Origin of the sequence: Actinosynnema sp. NPDC050801 (genome assembly GCF_040673975.1) — a bacterium.
Taxonomy (GTDB): Bacteria; Actinomycetota; Actinomycetes; order Mycobacteriales; family Pseudonocardiaceae; genus Actinosynnema.
In genome coordinates, this window is the sequence record NZ_JBFAQZ010000003.1 from 85,941 (window position 1) to 103,859 (window position 17,919).

Genomic DNA, 17,919 nt, shown 5'->3' on the forward strand with positions numbered 1-17,919 from the left:
CCTTGGGAGAACGGAGCGAAGATGCCTACGCCAGTCGTCGGACCGGAATCGCGGACACGCGATCCCCGACGGATCGACACGGGGGCCGACCCCTTCGCGGACGCATTGCGTGCGGCGATCCGCGCCAAAGGGCTCAGCCTGGAACGCATCCAGCACAAGCTGCGGGCACGGGGCGTCGCGGTCAGCATCGCCGCGCTGAGCTACTGGCAGTCGGGCCGCAGGCGACCGGAGCGACCGGACTCGCTCACCGCCGTCAGCCACCTGGAGGAGATCCTGGACGCGGGCCCGGGCGGGTTGAGCTCGCTGCTCGGACCACCGCGGCCACGCGGCAAGGCACGACCCCGGACGCGCGTGTCCGGCCCCGAGGGCTGGGTCGGCGAGAACGACTACGCGTCCATCGCGGAGCTGCTGGCCGACGTCGACACCAGCACCGACCAGGACCTCACCCGGCTCAGCCTGCGTGACCAGGTGGAGCTCGCGATGGACGGCAGCACCCGCCGGGTGCGCTCGCGCCAGGTGCTGCGGGCCGAGCGCTCCGGCGTCGACCGCGTGCTGCTGGGCTACGACACCCGGCTGCCGGGCGATCCGCTGCCGGTCATCGGCACGCTGCGGTCGTGCAGACTTGGGCGGGTTTCCGCCGACCCGCGCAACGGTCTGATGGTCGCCGAACTCCTGCTCGACCGCCCGCTGCGCCGGGGCGAGCGGACCGCCGTCGAGTACGAGCTGATCCACGTGGCACCGCACCACCCGACGTTCGACAACACGCACTCGCGACGGTTCCGCCACCCCGTCCGCGAGTACGTCTTGGAGGTCCGGTACGACTCACGGTGCCGGCCCGCGCGCTGTGAACAGTTCACGACCGGTTTGACCGGTGGAGACCCCACCGACGTGCGCGAGACCCCGGTGGACACGTGGGGCTACGCGTACGCGGTCGCGCTCGACTTCGGTCCCGGCGTGGTCGGCTTGCGCTGGGAATGGGCCTGACTCAGTAGGAGCGCGGCAACCTCAAGGTGTGCTGCGCCACGAAGTTCAGGATCATCTCCCGGCTGACCGGGGCGATGCGGGACAACCGGGACGCGGCCAGCATGGCGCCCAGTCCGTACTCGGACGACAGCCCGTTGCCGCCGTGGACCTGGATGGCCTGGTCCACCGCCCCCGCCACCGCCTCCCCCGCCGCGTACTTGGCCATGTTGGCCGCCTCACCAGCAGCCCGGTCCTCCCCAGCGTCGTAGAGAGCCGCGGCTTTCTGGGTCATCAGCCTCGCCAGCTCGACCTGGATCGCGCACTGCGCCAGCGGGTGCGCGATGCCCTGGTGCGCGCCGATCGGCGTGTCCCAGACGGTCCTGGTGCGGGCGTACTCGCTCGCCTGGTCGAGTGCGCGGCGGGCCGTGCCGGTGGCGAGCGACGCCGCCATGATCCGCTCGGGGTTCAACCCGGCGAACAGCTGGGACAAGCCGGCGTCCGCCGAGCCGACCAGCGCGTCCAGGGGCAGGCGCACGTCGTCGAAGAAGCAGGTGAACTGCTTCTCGGGCGACAGCACGTCCATCGGGATGTGCTGGTAGGTGAAGCCGGGCGCGTCCGTGGGCACGATCACCAGCGAGGGGAGCAGCCGTTGGCCGGTGGCGTCGACGTGGCGCGCCACCACCATGACGGCCTCGACCTCGTCCACGCCGGAGATGTAGTACTTGCCGCCGTTGAGGACCCACTCGTCGCCGTCGCGGTGGATGGCGGTGGTGAGCTTGTGCGAGTTGGAGCCCGCATCCGGCTCGGTGATGGCGAACGCCATCTTGGTGGTGCCGTCGGCGAACCCGGGCAGCCACCACCGCTTCTGCTCCTCGGTGCCGAACCGGGCGATGATCGTGGCGCAGATCGCGGGCGAGACGACGGTCAGCAGCAGCGGGCAGCCGGCCGCGGCCAGTTCCTCGCACACCGCGGCCAGGTCGCCGATGCCGCCGCCACCGCCTCCGTACTCCTCGGGCACGGCCACACCCAGGTAGCCGAGCCTGCCCACGTCCGACCACAGCTCGTGGGTCTTCTCCCCCGCCCGCGCCTTGGCGATGAAGTACTCGTGGCCGTACTTGCCGGCCAGGGCCGCGACGGCCTTGCGCAACGCCTGCCGCTCTTCGCTCTCGGTGAAGTTGATCGTCACGACCCGTCCTCCACTACTACCGCGAGCACGTCGCCCGCATCGACCTGCCGACCTGCCTGAACGAGCACTTCCGCGACCTCGCCGCCGGTGGCGACCAACACCCGGTGCTCCATCTTCATCGCTTCCAGCACCAGCAGCTCCGCGCCCGCCTCGACGCGCTGCCCCGGCTCGACCGCGACCCGGACCACCGTGCCGGGCATCGGCGCGACGGTGGCGCCCTCGGCGACCTTGACCCCCGGCTCGGGGAACCGGGGCCGCAGCCTCAGCGACACCGCGCCCGACCCCGCCGTGCCGGAATCCACCGGGCCGACCTCCACCCGGTCCCCGTGCACGGCGACCGGGTACGTCGTGCGCACCCCGTCCCGCTCGAAGGTCACCTCGTGCGGCGAGGCCTTGACGACCGCCAGGCCCAGGCTCGTCCGCACGCCCGCGCGGGTGTGCAGGTAGTCGACCTCGACCGTGTCGTCGCCGTGGTCGAAGGCGGTGCGCTGGGGCTGGGAGGGCAGGTTGCGCCAGCCCAGCGGCAGGGTGGTGCGCCGCCGTTCGGCCAGCGCGAGGGCGGCCGCGAGGGCCGCGGGCCGCACGTCGACCGGTTCCGGGGTGGTGAGGTCGTGCCGGTCCAGGAAGGCGGTGTGGGTGTTGCCCGCGGCGAACTCCGGGTGCCGCAGGGTGCGCACCAGCAGGTCGCGGTTGGTGACCAAACCGTGCACCTCGGCGCGGGCGAGGGCGGCGGCCAGCTTGCGGATGGCGGCGGACCGGGTCGGCGCCCACGCGATCACCTTGGCCAGCATGGGGTCGTAGTGCACGCCCACCTCGCTGCCGTCCTCCACGCCGCTGTCCACCCGCACGCCGTCCGGTACGGCGAACCGGTGCAGGGTGCCGCTCGCGGGCCGCCAGTCGTGCGCGGGGTCTTCGGCGTACAGGCGGGCCTCGACGGCGTGGCCGTTCGGCGCGGGCGGTTCGGCCGGTAGCCGGGCGCCCTCGGCGATGGCGAGCTGCCAGGCGACCAGGTCGAGGCCGAACACCTCCTCGGTGACCGGGTGCTCCACCTGCAGCCGGGTGTTGACCTCCAGGAAGTGGAACGAGCCGTCGTCGGTGTAGAGGAACTCGACCGTGCCCGCGCCGACGTACCCGATGGCCGCGGCGGCCTTGGTGGCGGCGTCGAACAGGCGCTCGCGGGCCTGCGGCGTCACGGCCGGGCTCGGCGTCTCCTCGATGATCTTCTGGTGCCGGCGCTGGATGGAGCACTCCCGCTCGCCCAGCGCCCAGACCGTGCCGTGCGCGTCGGCGAGGACCTGGACCTCGACGTGGCGGACGTGCTCCAGCAGCGGCTCGCAGAACACCGTGCCGTCGCCGAACGCGGACTCGGCCTCGCGGCGCGCGGCGGCGACCTGCCCGGCCAGCTCGGCGGCCGACCGCACCACCCGCATACCGCGACCGCCGCCCCCGGCGGAGGCCTTGACCAGCACCGGGAACGCGGTGGCCGAGTCCGGGTCGAGCTCCGGCAGCACGGGCACGCCCGCCGCGGCCATCCTCTTCTTCGCCGCGACCTTCGAGCCCATCGCGTCGATGACCTCGGGGTCCGGGCCGACCCACGTCAGCCCGGCGGCCAGCACGGCACGCGCGAAGGAGGCGTTCTCGGACAGGAACCCGTACCCGGGGTGCACGGCGTCCGCGCCGGCCGCGAGCGCGGCGCCGACCAGCGCGTCGGCACGCAGGTAGGTCTCACCGGGGGTGGCGCCGGGCAGCCGCACGGCGGCGTCGGCCTCCCGCACGTGCGGCGAGTCCGCGTCGGGGTCGGAGAACACGGCGACCGGCGACACGCCGACCTCGCGGCACGTCCGGATCACCCGCCGCGCGGTCTCGCCGCGGTTGGCGATCAACAGCTTGCGGATCATGGCGTCCTCACATCCGGAAGACGCCGTAGCCCTCGGCGCCCTTGATCGGTCCACTGTGGATCGCCGACAGGCACAGGCCGAGCACCGTGCGGGTGTCGCGCGGGTCGATCACGCCGTCGTCGTAGAGCCGGCCGGACAGGAAGGCGGCCGTCGACTGCTGCTCGATCTGCCCCTCCACCATCTGCCGCATGGCCGCGTCGTGCTCGTCGTCGTAGTGCTGCCCCTTCGCGGCGGCGGCCTGCCGGGCCACGATCGACAGCACGCCGGCGAGCTGCTTGGGCCCCATCACGGCCGACTTGGCGTTGGGCCAGGTGAACAGGAACCGGGGGTCGTAGGCCCGCCCGCACATGCCGTAGTTGCCCGCGCCGTAGGACGCGCCCATGACCACGGTCAGGTGCGGCACCCGGCTGTTCGACACCGCGTTGATCATCATCGCGCCGTGCTTGATGATGCCGCCCTGCTCGTACTGCGCGCCGACCATGTACCCGGTGGTGTTCTGCAGGAACAGCAGCGGCGTGTCGCTCGCGTTCGCCAGCTGGATGAACTGGGTCGCCTTCTGCGCTTCCTCGCTGAACAGCACGCCGCGCGCGTTGGCCAGCACACCGATCGGGTAGCCGTGCAGGTCGGCCCACCCGGTCACGAGGCTGCCGCCGTAGTCGGGCTTGAACTCGTCGAACCGCGACCCGTCCACGATCCGGGCGATCACCTCCCGCGGGTCGAACGGCACGCGCAGGTCCGTCGGCACCAGCCCGAGCAGGTCTTCCTCGTCGTGCAACGGCGGCTCGACCGCCTTCGGCGCGGGGCCGAGCTTGCGCCGGTTCAGCCGGGCGACCACGCGCCGGGTGAGCCGGATCGCGTCCACCTCGTCCGCGGCCACGAAGTCGGCCAGCCCGGACGTGGCGCCGTGCATCCGCGCGCCGCCGAGCGACTCGTCGTCGGACTCCTCGCCGGTGGCCATCTTCACCAGCGGCGGCCCGCCGAGGAACACCTTCGACCGCTCCTCGATCATCACCACGTAGTCAGACATCCCCGGCACGTAAGCCCCGCCGGCGGTGGCGTTGCCGAAGACCGTGCTGATCGTCGGCACACCCGCCGCCGACAGCCGGGTCAGGTCGCGGAACGCCCGCCCGCCGGGGATGAAGATCTCGCTCTGGCTCGGCAGGTCCGCGCCACCGGACTCGACCAGCCCGATCAGCGGCAGCCGGTTCTGCAACGCGATGTCGTTGGCCCGGAACGTCTTGCGCAACGTCCACGGGTTGCTCGCGCCGCCGCGCACGGTCGGGTCGTTGGCCACGACCACGCACTCGACGCCCTCGACCACCCCGATGCCGGTGACCACGCTCGCGCCCACCGGGTAGTCGGTGCCCCAGGCGGCCAGCGGCGACAGCTCCAGGAACGGGCTGTCGGGGTCGACCAGCAGCTCGATCCGCTCACGCGCGAGCAGCTTGCCGCGCCGGTGGTGCCGCTCGGTGTACTTCGGGCCGCCGCCCGCGAGCGCCTTGGCCTGCTCGGCGTCCAGCTCGGCGAGCCGGGCCAGCAACGCCTCCCGGTTCGCGGCGTACCCGGGCGACCGGACGTCCACCGCCGTGCGCAACGCGGTCATGCCGTGTACCCCAATCGTCGTGCCGCCAGCTCCGTCATCACCTCGGTCGCGCCGCCCCCGATGCCGAGGATGCGCGCGTCCCGGTAGTGTCGCTCGACCTCTGTATCGCGGAGATAACCAGCGCCGCCGTGCAGCTGCACCGCCGCGTCCACGACGAAGGAGCACGCCTCCACCGCCGCGTTCTTCGCGAAGCACACCTGCGCCACGACTTCCTCCCCCCGCGACACCCGCACCGCCACCTCACGCGTGTAGGTGCGCACGAGGTCGATGCGTTGCGCCATCTCCACCAACCGGTGGCTGACGACCTGGCGCGCGATGAGCGGCTTGCCGAACGTCTCGCGCCGCCGCGTGTGGGCCAGCGTCAGGTCGAGGCAGCGCTGAGCGGTCGCGTAGGCCTGCACCGCCAACGAGATCCGCTCCACCTGGAACTGGCGCATGATCAGCGCGAACCCGGCGTTCTCCGCGCCGACCAGGTTCGCCACCGGCACCCGTGCGTCCACGAAGGACAGGTCGGCGGTGTCCGAGCAGTGCCAGCCCATCTTCTCCAGCCTGCGGTCCACCGCGAACCCGGGCGTGCCCTTCTCGACCACCAGCAGGCTCACGCCTGGGTAACCGGGACCACCCGTCCGCACCGCCGTGGTGACGAAATCCGCCCGATCACCCGAAGTGATGAACGCCTTGGTCCCGTTCACCACATAGCAGTCACCGTCACGGCGGGCCGTGGTGCGCAGGGCCGCCACGTCCGAGCCACCACCCGGTTCGGTGATCGCGAGCGACCCGATCAGCTCGCCCGCCAGCGTGGGCCGGACGAACCGGTCGATCAGCCCTTGGTCGCCGGAGTCCACGATGTGCGGCAGCGCGATACCGTGCGTGAGCAGCCCGGCGACCAGCCCCGACGAACCACCGGCCTGGATCAGCTCCTCGGTCGCCACCACGGTGTCCAGCAGGTCGCCCGCGCCGCCGACGTCCTCGGGGAAGCCCAGGCCCAGCAACCCGATCGCCGCCGCCGTGCGGTGCAGCTCGCGGGGCAGCTCGCCGTCGCGTTCCCAGTCGGACAGGTGCGGCACGACCTCCCGTTCGGTGAACCTGCGCACGGTGGCGCGGAGGTCGCGGCGCTCCGGCGTCTCGAACAGCTCGGACGTGGTCACAGCAGCGCCTCCGGGATGTCGACGTGCCGGGAGCGCAGCCACTCCCCCAACGCCTTGGCCTGCGGGTCGAAGCGGGTGGACGAGGCGACGCCGTCGCCGAGCAGGCCGTGCAGCACGAAGTTCAGCGCCCTGAGGTTCGGCAGCTCGTACCGGTCCACCTCGCCCGCCTCGGGCAGCAGCTCCTTCAGCCGCTCGACCGTGAGCTCCGCGCGCAACCACTCGTACTGCGCGTCGGTGCGCACCCACACCCCGAGGTTGGCGTCACCGCCCTTGTCACCGGAACGCGCGCCCGCGATCGTGCCCAGCGGGACCCGGCGCACTGGCGCACTCATACGTCGACCACCTTCCCGCCGGGCAGCACGGCCCGGTGCCGCACCGACGTCCGCGGCACGTACGCGGCCCGGTAGACGCCGAACGGCGTGCCGTCGCCGGGCGGCGCGGTGACGTGGAAGCCCGGGTAGGACGCCAACGCCAGCTCGACGGCCGCGCGCGAGAACGCCTTGGCCCGCTTCGGGTCCGCCGTCTTGACGGTGACGTGCAGCAACGCGCTCGCCGTCTCCTCGGTGTCCGCGTCGGCGCGGTCGGTGCGGGCCAGGGTCCACGTGAGGCCGTCCGCGCCGACGGCCTGTTCGAGCTGGTGGCGGACCAGGTTCGCCTTCGCCGCGACGTCCAGCCCGGTGAGTACGAACGTGGTGGAGTTGCGGAACCCGCCCAGGGTGTTGAGGCAGACCTTGAGCGTGTCCGGCGGCGGCGAGCCGCGCACGCCGGAGATCCGCACACCGCGGTCGTGCGGGTCGAGCCGGATGGTGTCGAAGTGGCTGACCACGTCCGGGCCGGGGTAGGCGGGCGGGCCGATCTCGTAGAGCAGTTGCGCGGTGACGGTGTCGACGGTGACCGCGCCGCCCGTGCCGTCGTGCTTGGTGATGACCGACGAGCCGTCCGCCTCGACCTCCGCGATGGGGAAACCGGGCCTGGTCACGTCGATCGAGGTGAAGAACGAGTAGTTGCCGCCGGTGGCCTGCGCGCCGCACTCCAGCACGTGACCGGCGACCGTGGCACCCGCCAGCGCGTCCCAGTCCCGCCTGCCCCAGCCGAAGTGCGCGGCGGCCGGTCCGACGACCAGCGACGCGTCGGTGACGCGGCCGGTGACCACGACGTCCGCCCCGGCGTTCAGGCACTCGGCGATGCCCCAGGCGCCCAGGTAGGCGTTGGCGGTCAACGCCTCCGGGAACCGGTCGCGCACGTCGTCACCGGTCACGTGGGCGACCTTCGCGCCGAGCCCGAGCCGGTCGATCGCCTCGGCCAGGCCCTCCGGGTTCAGCCCGCCCGCGTTGGAGACGATCTTCACGCCGCGGGCCAGCGCGTCGGCCAGGTTCTCCTCCAGCTGGCGCAGGAACGTGCGGGCGTAGCCGAGGCTCGCGTCCTTCACCCGGTCCCGGCCCAGGATGAGCATGGTCAGCTCGGCCAGGTAGTCGCCCGTGAGGACGTCGAGGTCACCGCCGGTCAGCATCTCGCGGACGGCGGAGAACCGGTCGCCGTAGAAGCCGGAGGCGTTGCCGATGCGGATCACGGCCGCCCCTTGTCGCGGCCCCGGCCGGGGGCACCGGCGAACGCCTGCGCGACGGGCAGCCAGGCGTTGGCCGCGTCGCCGACGGCGGTCACGGCCAGGTCGTCGCGGTGCCGCCGCTGGGTGGCCAGCAGGCAGAAGTCCAACGCGGGCCCGGTGATCCGGTCCGCGGCGTCCGGCGGGCCCCACGCCCACTGCTCGCCGTTCGGCCCGACCAGCTCGACCCGGACCGGCACCTGCGGCGCGGGCTGCCCGTGGACCAGGAACGACCAGCCGAACGTGCGGACCGCGATGTGCGCGACGTGCTTGAGCCGGTGCGTGGGGGCGCGGGTCACGCCGAGCGCGTCGGCGACGTCCTGGCCGTGCGCCCACGTCTCCATCAGCCGGGCGGTGGCCATGGACGTCGGGCTCATCGGCGGCCCGAACCACGGCACCTTCACGCCCGGCGGCAGCGCCGCGAGTGCCTCGGCCAGCTCGGCCCGACCCGCCCGCCACCGCGCCAACGTGATCGGCTCCCGCGCGCCCTCGTCCACCATGTCCGGCCTGGCCTGCTTCAGGGCCTCGGTGAACGCGGCGGGGTCGCGCGCGGCGAGCACGGCCGCGCGGTCGGTCCAGCACAGGTGGCTGATCTGGTTGGCGATCGTCCAGCCCTCGGCGGGCGTCGGGACGGTCCAGTCGGACAGCGGCGCGACCAGGTCGTCCAGCACCTGGCTCTCCGCCCGCAGGTCGTCCAGCAGTTCGGTGATCACGGTGCCCGCCTTCCGAGGGACTCCTCCAGCAGGTGCGCCCAGTGCCGGACGACCCGGCTGCGCCGCTTGCCGTCGTCGGTGAGCTGGTTGGCCAGCGCGAGGCCGCGCACCAGGTCCAGGGTGAGCTGCACGCTCTCGCGGACGCCCGGCTTGCTCTCGTCGGCGTCGAGCAGCTCGACGGCGAGGCGGTGCGTCTCCCGGCCCAGCCGGACCTCCAGCGGCACCACCACGGTCTTGAGCTCGGGGTCGGTGCGCGCGGCGACCCACAGTTCGAGCGCGGCGGTGAACAGGTCGCTGGCGTAGAAGTCGGCGATCAGCTCGACCACGGCGACCGTGCTGCCGGTGACCTGCCGGGCGCGCTCTTTCAGGTCGAGGACGCTCTCCGCGCCCAGGTGCTCGACCGCCGCGGCGACCAGCTCGCCGCGGGTGCGGAAGTGGTGCAGCTGAGCGCCGCGGGACACACCCGCGCGCTCGGCCACCACCGTCGTCGTGGTGCCCGACCAGCCGCGCTCGACCAGGCACTCGACGGTCGCCTCCATGAGCTTGCGCCTGGTCTCACGACTGCGGTCGGCCTGGCGCCTGCTCTCCCGCTGAACCGTGTCGGCGGGCACGGGGTCGGTGGACATGGGACCGAGTGTTCCGCGCCGACTAACAAACAGTCAAGACTGATTGTTAATCGGCGCGGACCGCTACCCGGTTACCACCCGCCCTGGGCCATCGTCTGGAACAGCCACCTGCCGCCGGTCTTGACCAGCAGGTCGCCGTACCGCACGACCTGCGAGAAGTCACCGGCGGTGATGGTCGCGTCGGTGATCACGAAGACCAGGTCGGCGTTGACGAAGACGGGGGTGCGGACGGACTCCATCCGCACGTCACCGTCACCCAGGGACGCCGCCATGTCGTGGAGGAACCGCGCCCGGTCCCACGACTGCGCCGACCCGTCCGTCACCGCGTTGACCGGGAACAACGCCATGTCGGCCATCGCCTCGACGTCCTTGGCCGTCGCCAAGGCGTCCCACTGCTCGAACCACGCGAGCACGCCCGCCACATCGTCGTCGGTCGGCACGAACCCCGCTCCACTCCCCGCCACGGCACTCATGTCGTACAGTGTACCGTACGCCGTACGTCAGCCTGGGCGGAGCGCGTCCGAACAGCGGTTCTCCCTCGATCCGGAGCCTTGTTTGATGAGAGGCCGGGAGGTCGGTGTGGCGGTTTCGCGGCGTGACTTGATGCGGTGGGCGGGCGTGGCGGTGGCCGCCGGAGGGATGGCCGCGCAGACGCGGCCGGTGCGCTGGGCGCGGCTGCGCGCGCACCTGGCCGGTGACCTGCTGCTCCCCGGCGACGACGGCTACGACACGGCACGGCTGCCGTTCAACTCGCTGTTCGACCACCACCGGCCGGCCGCGATCGCCCGCTGCGTGCGTGCCGAGGACGTGCAGCGGTGCCTGGAGGAGGCCCGCCGATCCGGTGTCCGGGTGGCCGCGCGCGGCGGCGGGCACAGCTACGCCGCCTACTCCACCCCGCACGACGGCCTGGTGGTCGACCTGGGGCCGATGAACGGCGTCGAGGTGCGGCCGGACGGCACGGCCGTGGTCGGCGCGGGCGCCCGTCTCGGTGACGTGTACGCGGCACTCGCCGCCGCCGGTCGGTGCCTGCCGCTGGGCAACTGCCCGTCCGTCGGCATCGCCGGCCTGACGATGGGTGGCGGCCTCGGCTGGGTGCAACGCACCTACGGCCTCACGTGCGACTGGTTGCGCGCCGCTCGCGTGGTCACCGTGGACAGCCGCGTCGTCACCGCGTCGGAGGACCGCGAACCCGACCTGTTCTGGGCGCTGCGCGGCGGTGGCGGCGGCAACTTCGGCGTGGTCACCTCGTTCGAGTTCGCCACCGCGCCCCGACCGGAGGTGCTGACCGTGTTCCGGCTGAGGTTCCCGGCCGGGTCGGCGGCGGACGTGCTCGGCGCCTGGCAGCCCTGGAGCGCCTCGGCACCCGAGCACCTGTCCAGCACCTGCGTGGTGCTGCCAGACGGTTCGACCGACCTCATCGGCTGCTCGATCGGGCCGCAGGCCGCGTTGCTCGGCGAGCTGGCCCGACTGGGCCTCGACGGCCCGCTGGAGCACGCCGAGGTCGACTACCCGACCGCGACGGCGATCATGACCGCCGGCCACCCGTCCCGCAACGCCTTCCGCGCGTCGTCACGCGTGTCCGACGGCCTGTGGGACGACCCGGCGGCGGTGGCGGACACGGTGCGGGGCAAGAGCAGCGCGCTGCTCATCGTCGGCGCGCTCGGCGGTGCGATCGACCGGCCGAGCCCGACCGACACGGCCTACCCGCACCGCGGCGCGCCGACGTCCGTCGAGGTCTTCGGCACGGTCGGCGACCTGCCGGTCGAGCGGGTGACGCGCGAGGTGGACGACGCCCAGTCGGCGTTGGCGGACCTGATCGGCGCCGGCACCTACATCAACTACCTGGACCCGGAGCAGGAGGACTGGGCGGCCACCTCGTACCGGCACAACCTGCGCCGGCTGCGCGCCGTGGCCCGCCGCTACGACCCGGACCGCGTGCTGGCGTTCCCCCAGGCGGTGCGTTGACGGGTCAGAGCAGGGTCAACTGCTCCTGGACGACCGGCGCCGCCGGGACCTGGGCGGGCAGGCTGCCCTCCGGCCACAGGCCCTCGTCGTCGCCGGGCACGCCGACCGCGTCCCGCTTCCCCTGCGCGTCCAAGCCGTGTCGCCGCAACAACGGTCGGATGCGCGCGTCGAGCCACCGGCGGTACCGCGCGTCCACATAGGACCCGTGCGCGTACAGCCTCCGGTAGTCGTCGACCAGGTCCGGCCGGGTCCGCACCAGCCACCGGGCGAACCACTCGCGCGCGCCCGGCCTCAGGTGCAGCGGCAGGACCGTCACGCCCGTCGCCCCGGCCGACGCGATCGAGGCCAGCAGCGCGTCCAGCTGCTCCTCCGAGTCGGTCAGCTCCGGCAGCACCGGCGCGACGAACACCCCGCACGGCAACCCCGCGTCACGCACCCGGCGCACCAGCTCCAACCTCGCCCCCGGACTCGGCGTGCCCGGTTCCAGCCCGGCTTGGAGCTCCCGGTCCAGCAGCGCCAGGGACACGCCGATGCCCACCGGCACCGACGACGCGGCCTTCGCCAGCAGGGGGATGTCCCGCGACAGCACGGTGCCCTTGGTGAGGATCGAGAACGGCGTGCCCGAGTCGGCCAGCGCCCCGATGATGCCGGGCATCAACGCGTAGCGACCCTCGGCCCGCTGGTACGGGTCGGTGTTCGTGCCCATCGCCACGTGCTCGCGCCGCCAGCGCTTGGACCGCAGCTGGGCGCGCAGCACCTCCACCGCGTTGACCTTCACCACCACCTGGGTGTCGAAGTCGCGCCCGGCGTCCAGGTCGAGGTAGGTGTGCGTGTTGCGGGCGAAGCAGTTGTGGCTGACCAGACCGTTGGCCACGAAGTCACCCGTGCCCGTCGTGATGTCGTACAACGTCCGCGTCACGCCGAGCGACTCCACCGACACCACCGCCAGCCGGGACGTGACGGGCACCTCCATTCCCTCGATCGCGTTGCCGCGCGGTGTCGCCGGAGCCACCAGGTGCAGGAACCGCAGCCGCTCGGCCAGGCCGCCGACGATGCGCACACCCCGCACCTCGACCACGTGCGACACGCGCAGCCGCGTCAACGCCAGCACCGCCGCCTCGAACACCGCGCTGTCCGAACTGGACATCACCAGCTCGCCGCCGGTGGAGCTGCCGCGCGCGTCGAACAACCCGGCCAGGAACCCCTTCGACCACTCCTCCCCCGGCGTGGTCGGCCACTCGACCAGCTCGTCCTCCCGCGGCACCCGCCCGCCCGCGAACGCGCGCACCCGCGCCAGCACGTCCGGCAGGCTGGGCAGGCCGCCGCGCACCACGCCCCACAGGTAGCCCTCGCGGTACTCCTCGGCCTGCGCGGGCGGCGCGGCGAACCGACCCGTGCCGACCAGCTGCGCGCCCTTGACCAGGAACGGCCGCTCCTCGAAGTCGTCGCACCGACCGGGCGTGACGTGCTTCCAGCCCTCGTCGGTGAGGAACCGGTGGTCGCCGCCGGCCACGACCTGCGTGCCGTCGCTCAACGTCAGCCGGTAGGCGGGCTTGGAGGTCTTCCAGTGCGCCCGCACGCGGGTGACCACGAACCGGCCGCGGGCGGTGCCGAACACCTCCTCCCCCACCGACAGCTCGGCGATGGGCTTGGTGCGGCCGTCGGCCAGCAGCACGGGCGTGTCACCGGTCAGGCAGTACGTGCAGCCGTGCGTGCAGCCGCGGTAGGGGTTGACGGTCCAGCCGAACGGCAGCCCGCCACCGGGCACCTTGTTCAGCACCGACTTGGCGTTCACCTCGTGGAACACGACGTCGGCGAAGTCGGGAGTTCGTACGCTGCGCACCAGCCCCGGCAAACCCGGCAGAGCCTGCTGTCGGTCCGCCCCGTCCTTCTGCCCGTCCCATCGCATGTCCACATTCGAACACGTGTTCGAACCACGGTCAAACGGAGTACCTGTGTCAGTGCTGGACGTCATCCTGTGGCCCTTCGACACCACCGCCTTCACGTTCGCCGGCGTCGCCACGAGTTGGGGCGAGGTGGTCGGTTTCATCACCGGCGCGCTGTGCGTGTGGCTGGTGGCCCGGCAGAACGTGTCGAGCTGGCCGATCGGCATCCTCAACAACCTCGCCTTCCTCGTCCTGTTCGCGACCAGCGGCCTGTACGCGGACTCGGGCCTCCAGGTCGTCTACGTGGCACTCGCGCTGTACGGCTGGTGGGCGTGGCTGCGGGGCGGCGCCGAGCGCACCCCGCTGCCCGTCGGCCGCACCACCCGCGCGCAGTGGTGGTGGCTGCTCGCGACCGGCGTGGCGGGCACCCTGCTGCTGGTGTGGGTGCTGACCACGTTCAGCAACTCGACCGTGCCGTGGGCCGACTCCGTGACCACCGTCCTCTCGCTGCTGGCCACCTGGGGCCAGACCCGCAAGAAGGTCGAGTGCTGGTGGCTGTGGATCGCCGCGGACGTGATCTACGTCCCGTTGTACGCCTACAAGGGCCTGTGGTTGACCGCGATCCTGTACGTCGGGTTCATGGCTCTGTGCGTGCTCGGTCTGCGCAACTGGACCAAGGCGTTGCGCCAGGACGAGTTGGTCGCCGCGTGACCGACTTCGACCACGCGTTGGTGCTCGGCAAGTTCTACCCCCCGCACGCCGGTCACCACCACCTCATCCGCACCGCCGCCGCGCGCAGCAGGCGCACCACCGTGACCGTGCTGGCGTCGAGCGCGGAGTCCATCCCGGTCGCCGACCGGGTGGCGTGGCTGCGCGCCGAGCACGCCGGCACGCCCGGCCTGGTCGTGCTCGGCGACGTGGACGACCACGAGATGGACTTCCACAGCGACACCACGTGGGAACTGCACATGGGCGTGGCACGGGCGGTGCTCGCGCGACGGGCCATCCTGGACGGCGATCCCGCGTCGGCGGCGGTCGACGCGGTGTTCTCCAGCGAGCACTACGGCGACGAGATGGCCAAGCGGCTCGGTGCCCGGCACGTGCTGGTCGACCTCGACCGCGCCGCGTTCCCGGTGTCGGGCACGGCGGTCCGGGCCGACCCGCGCGGCCAGTGGGCGCACCTCGCCTCGGCGACCCGCATCGGGCTGTGCGCGCGGATCGTGGTGCTCGGGGCGGAGAGCACCGGCACCACGACCCTGTCGCGCGACCTCGCCGAGGCGCTGGGCGCACCGTGGGTGCCCGAGTACGGCCGGGAGCACACGGAGCTGAAGCTGGCGGCGGCCCGCGCGTTCGACCCCGGCGCGACCGTCGACGATCTCGTGTGGACGGTCGGCGACTTCCAGGACGTGGCCCGCAGGCAGCGGGAGCTGGCCGACGCCGCCGTGGTGGGCCCCGTCCTGGTGTGCGACAACGACCCGTGGGCGGCGACCGTGTGGGGTCACCGCTACCTCGGCGCGCCGCACCCGGACATCGCGCCGGACGCCCACCGCCCCGCCCTCTACCTGCTGACCGACCACGTCGGCGTGCCGTTCGAGCAGGACGGGTGGCGGGACGGCGAGCACCTGCGCGCGTGGATGACCGCGGAGTTCCAGGCGGGTCTGGCCGCGCGGGGCGTGCCGTGGCGGCTGGTCACGGGATCGCCGGACCAGCGGCTGCGGCAAGCCCTGGCGGCCTGCGACGAGGCGGTGGCCGCGCACTTCCGGTTCGCCGACCCGCTCGGGCCTCAGACCGTCACCAGCACCTGATCCAGGGACTTGCGGACCAGGTCGGGCACCACGCAGCCGTCGGCCGGGTAGCCGATCGGGATGACCGCGAACGCCTTCTCGTTGCGCGGGCGGCCCAGCACCTCGCCGAGGAACCCCATCGGCGACGGCGTGTGGGTCAGGGCGGCGAGCCTGGCCAGGTGCAGCGCGGTCAGCAGCATGCCGACCGCGATGCCCACCGACTCGTCCACGTAGTAGTGCTTGCGGCGGGTGCCGTCGGGCTCCACGTAGTACCGCTGCTGGAACACGACCAGCAGTTCGGGCGCGTCGGTCAGGTGCGGCTTGACGTCGTCGGTGCCGAGCGGGCGCAGGGCGGCCAGCCACTCGTCGCCGAGCCTGCCCGCGTACGAGACGCGTTCCTCCCGCTCGGCGGCCTCCCGGATGCGGCGGCGCACCGCGGGGTCCTGCACGAGCACGAACGTCCAGGGCTGCTGGTGGGCGCCGCTGGGCGCGGTGGACGCGACCGCGATGGCGTCGAGCACCACCTGTTCGGGCACGGGCTCGCCGGAGAACATGCGCACCGTGCGGCGCTCCTGCATGCGGGCGCGCAGCTCGGCGGCCGCGCGCAGGGATTCGTCGACCGGCATCCGGGCCGGTCGGTACGGCACGGGCGCGAAGTCCCGGCCGTGGACGGGTGTCCAGTTCGTGGTCACGCGGCGAGCCTGGCACCGCCCGGCGCCGGCGTTAAGGGGTCACGTCGAACTTCGCACCGAACCGTCCGACATGCGGACGTTCGGGGTGGACGGGCAGTATGTGCGCGTGCGCGCCAAGGACCTGATCGCCGCCCATGGACACGGCCACGGGCACGGCCCCGCCGAACCCTCGTCCACACCGGTTCGGAAGCTCCTGCTGGTCCTGCTGCTGCCGTTCGTGCTGGCGACCGTGGTCGGCACGCTGCTGCTGTACCCGTTCGGGCACGAGCAGCGCACCGGCGCCGAGGCCGGGTTGGCCCAGGTGCCCGTGCGCGGCGACGTCACGGCTGTGGCCCGGGGTGGGTGCGGTCCGGAGTTGGCCGAGCCCGGCGCCTCGGGGTGCGTGCTGGTGACCGTGCGGATGAGCGACGGCGCGGCGGCCGGTCGGGACATCCAGGTCCCGGTGCCGGACCAGCCGGGCACGCCGACGTTCACCGTGGGCGACGCCGTGGTGCTGTCCTACGGCGGGGGCAACCCGAACGACAGCACGTCCTACCAGCTGGCGGACTTCCAGCGCGGCGTGCCGCTGCTGCTGCTCGCGGTGCTGTTCGCGGCGGCCGTGCTGCTGCTGGGCCGTTGGCAGGGGCTGGCGGCGCTGGGTGCGCTGGCGTTGAGCTTCGTGGTGCTGGCGCTGTTCGTGCTGCCCGCGATCCTGGCCGGGGAGAACCCGTTGGCCGTGGCCGTGGTCGGCGCGGGGCTGATCATGTTCATCGTGCTGTACGTGACGCACGGGTTGTCCGCGCGGACGTCCACGGCGGTGCTGGGCACGTTGGTGAGCCTGGCGTTGATCGGCCTGCTCGGCGCGGTGTTCTCCGCGTTCGGCAAGCTGACCGGGCTGGACCAGGACACGGCGAACCTGGTGTCGCTGCTCGGGCACGGCATCGACACGCGGGGGCTGCTGCTGGCGGGCACGCTCATCGGCGCGCTCGGCGTGCTGGACGACGTGACCGTGACGCAGACCAGCGCGGTGTGGGAGCTGCGCCGGGCCAACCCGGCGCTGGGGTTCCGCGAGCTGTACGCGGCGGGGTCGCGGATCGGCCGCGACCACCTGTCGTCCGTGGTGAACACGCTGGTCATGGCCTACGCGGGTGCCGCGCTGCCGTTGCTGCTGGCGTTCTCCCTGTCCGGGCGGACGCTGGGCGAGATCCTCACCGCCCAGGAGGTGGCGCAGGAGGTCGTGCGGACCCTGGTGGGCAGCATCGGCCTGGTCGCCGCCGTGCCGATCACCACCGCGCTGGCGGCCTTCGTCGCCGGCCGCGAGCCCGCTCCCACCGCACCCGAGCCCGCTCCCACGCCACCCGAGGCCTCACCCGAGCCGGCCACCGGCGACCCGCGGCGGCGCACCCGCGTCACCGGCGACCTGCGCACCGGCTACGACCCCGCCAAGGGCCCGTGGCGCCGCCCGGCTACCGCGCCAGCAGGACCAGCAGCAACGCGATCGCGGCGGGCACGGACTGCACGACCAGGATCCGACGACTGACCGTCGCCGCGCCGTACAGGCCGGCCACGATCACGCAGACCAGGAAGAACACGGCGAACGCGAACCCCGTCGTGCCGCGCGCGACCAGGGCGAAGATCAGACCGGCGGCCAGGAACCCGTTGTAGAGGCCCTGGTTGGCGGCCAGCACCTTCGACTCGGCGGCGAACTCCGGCGTGGTGCCGAACGTGGCACGGCCGCGCGGGGTGTTCCAGAGGAACATCTCCAGCACGACGATGTAGAGGTGGATGGCCGCGACGAGTGCGGTGAGTACGTCTGCGGCGAGCTGCACGGATCGGTACCGTACCGCCACACCCGTGCCGTTGCGGGGCAGCG

At 72.9% G+C, this 17,919-nt stretch carries 15 protein-coding genes and 1 pseudogene; 5 read left to right on the forward strand and 11 right to left on the reverse strand.

Annotation, left to right across the window (positions count from 1 at the left end; translation table 11 throughout):
• Positions 1-21 precede the first annotated feature (21 nt).
• Positions 22-984 carry a hypothetical protein gene (locus AB0K14_RS08430; RefSeq protein ID WP_360450888.1) on the forward strand — a complete coding sequence of 321 codons (963 nt, stop codon included), beginning with the start codon at positions 22-24 and terminating at the stop codon, positions 982-984.
• 1 nt (position 985) lies between these two features.
• Here AB0K14_RS08430 and AB0K14_RS08435 read toward each other — a convergent pair whose 3' ends face one another.
• The 8 genes and pseudogenes from AB0K14_RS08435 to AB0K14_RS08470 all read right to left on the reverse strand — a co-directional run bounded on the left by AB0K14_RS08435 (position 986) and on the right by AB0K14_RS08470 (position 10,213).
• Positions 986-2,143, reverse strand: coding sequence for an acyl-CoA dehydrogenase family protein (locus AB0K14_RS08435; protein ID WP_360451331.1), 1,158 nt, complete (start codon positions 2,141-2,143; stop codon positions 986-988).
• Between the two features lie 2 nt (positions 2,144-2,145).
• Complete coding sequence (locus tag AB0K14_RS08440; RefSeq protein ID WP_360450891.1) at positions 2,146-4,047, reverse strand: biotin carboxylase N-terminal domain-containing protein; 1,902 nt, start codon at positions 4,045-4,047, stop codon at positions 2,146-2,148.
• A gap of 7 nt (positions 4,048-4,054) precedes the next feature.
• Positions 4,055-5,650, reverse strand: coding sequence for a carboxyl transferase domain-containing protein (locus tag AB0K14_RS08445; protein WP_360450893.1), 1,596 nt, complete (start codon positions 5,648-5,650; stop codon positions 4,055-4,057).
• Entirely contained in the window at positions 5,647-6,798 is a 1,152-nt protein-coding gene (locus AB0K14_RS08450) for an acyl-CoA dehydrogenase family protein (RefSeq protein ID WP_360450895.1), read from the reverse strand. Before AB0K14_RS08450 ends, AB0K14_RS08445 begins: the two co-directional genes overlap by 4 nt.
• Positions 6,795-8,308 (reverse strand): annotated as a pseudogene (locus tag AB0K14_RS08455) (acyclic terpene utilization AtuA family protein). Before AB0K14_RS08455 ends, AB0K14_RS08450 begins: the two are co-directional and overlap by 4 nt.
• A gap of 56 nt (positions 8,309-8,364) precedes the next feature.
• A complete protein-coding gene (locus AB0K14_RS08460; RefSeq protein WP_360450897.1) occupies positions 8,365-9,114 on the reverse strand; it encodes a TIGR03084 family metal-binding protein in 750 nt (249 codons plus the stop codon).
• Positions 9,111-9,740, reverse strand: a complete 630-nt coding sequence (locus AB0K14_RS08465; protein ID WP_360450900.1) for a TetR/AcrR family transcriptional regulator — start codon at positions 9,738-9,740, stop codon at positions 9,111-9,113. The genes AB0K14_RS08460 and AB0K14_RS08465 overlap by 4 nt, the downstream gene beginning before the upstream one ends.
• 71 nt (positions 9,741-9,811) lie before the next feature.
• Complete coding sequence (locus tag AB0K14_RS08470; protein ID WP_360450903.1) at positions 9,812-10,213, reverse strand: nuclear transport factor 2 family protein; 402 nt, start codon at positions 10,211-10,213, stop codon at positions 9,812-9,814.
• 85 nt (positions 10,214-10,298) lie between these two features.
• On the opposite strand from AB0K14_RS08470, the gene AB0K14_RS08475 reads away from it, so the two are divergent.
• Positions 10,299-11,705, forward strand: a complete 1,407-nt coding sequence (locus tag AB0K14_RS08475) for an FAD-binding protein (protein WP_360450905.1) — start codon at positions 10,299-10,301, stop codon at positions 11,703-11,705.
• Between the two features lie 4 nt (positions 11,706-11,709).
• Here the strand turns inward: AB0K14_RS08475 and AB0K14_RS08480 are convergent, their stop codons facing one another.
• Positions 11,710-13,614 carry an intein-containing Rv2578c family radical SAM protein gene (locus AB0K14_RS08480; protein WP_360450908.1) on the reverse strand — a complete coding sequence of 635 codons (1,905 nt, stop codon included), beginning with the start codon at positions 13,612-13,614 and terminating at the stop codon, positions 11,710-11,712.
• A 46-nt stretch (positions 13,615-13,660) separates the two neighbouring features.
• Here AB0K14_RS08480 and pnuC point away from each other — a divergent pair, with 46 nt between their 5' ends.
• Positions 13,661-14,302, forward strand: a complete 642-nt coding sequence (gene pnuC / locus AB0K14_RS08485) for a nicotinamide riboside transporter PnuC (protein WP_360450910.1) — start codon at positions 13,661-13,663, stop codon at positions 14,300-14,302.
• Positions 14,299-15,396, forward strand: coding sequence for an AAA family ATPase (locus AB0K14_RS08490; protein WP_360450912.1), 1,098 nt, complete (start codon positions 14,299-14,301; stop codon positions 15,394-15,396). The genes pnuC and AB0K14_RS08490 overlap by 4 nt, the downstream gene beginning before the upstream one ends.
• Here AB0K14_RS08490 and AB0K14_RS08495 read toward each other — a convergent pair.
• A complete protein-coding gene (locus tag AB0K14_RS08495) occupies positions 15,375-16,001 on the reverse strand; it encodes a nitroreductase family protein (RefSeq protein WP_360451334.1) in 627 nt (208 codons plus the stop codon). The two genes, AB0K14_RS08490 and AB0K14_RS08495, sit on opposite strands and share 22 nt — an antisense overlap.
• 136 nt (positions 16,002-16,137) lie before the next feature.
• Between AB0K14_RS08495 and AB0K14_RS08500 the strand changes: the two genes are divergently transcribed.
• On the forward strand, positions 16,138-17,586 hold the full coding sequence (locus AB0K14_RS08500; RefSeq protein WP_364337730.1) for a YibE/F family protein: 1,449 nt from the start codon (positions 16,138-16,140) through the stop codon (positions 17,584-17,586).
• On the opposite strand, the gene AB0K14_RS08505 is transcribed toward AB0K14_RS08500, so the two are convergent.
• The gene (locus AB0K14_RS08505) at positions 17,513-17,875 is read right to left on the reverse strand and encodes a DUF1304 domain-containing protein (protein ID WP_360450918.1); all 363 of its coding nucleotides are present in this window, start codon (positions 17,873-17,875) and stop codon (positions 17,513-17,515) included. The genes AB0K14_RS08500 and AB0K14_RS08505 overlap by 74 nt on opposite strands.
• Positions 17,876-17,919 lie beyond the last annotated feature (44 nt).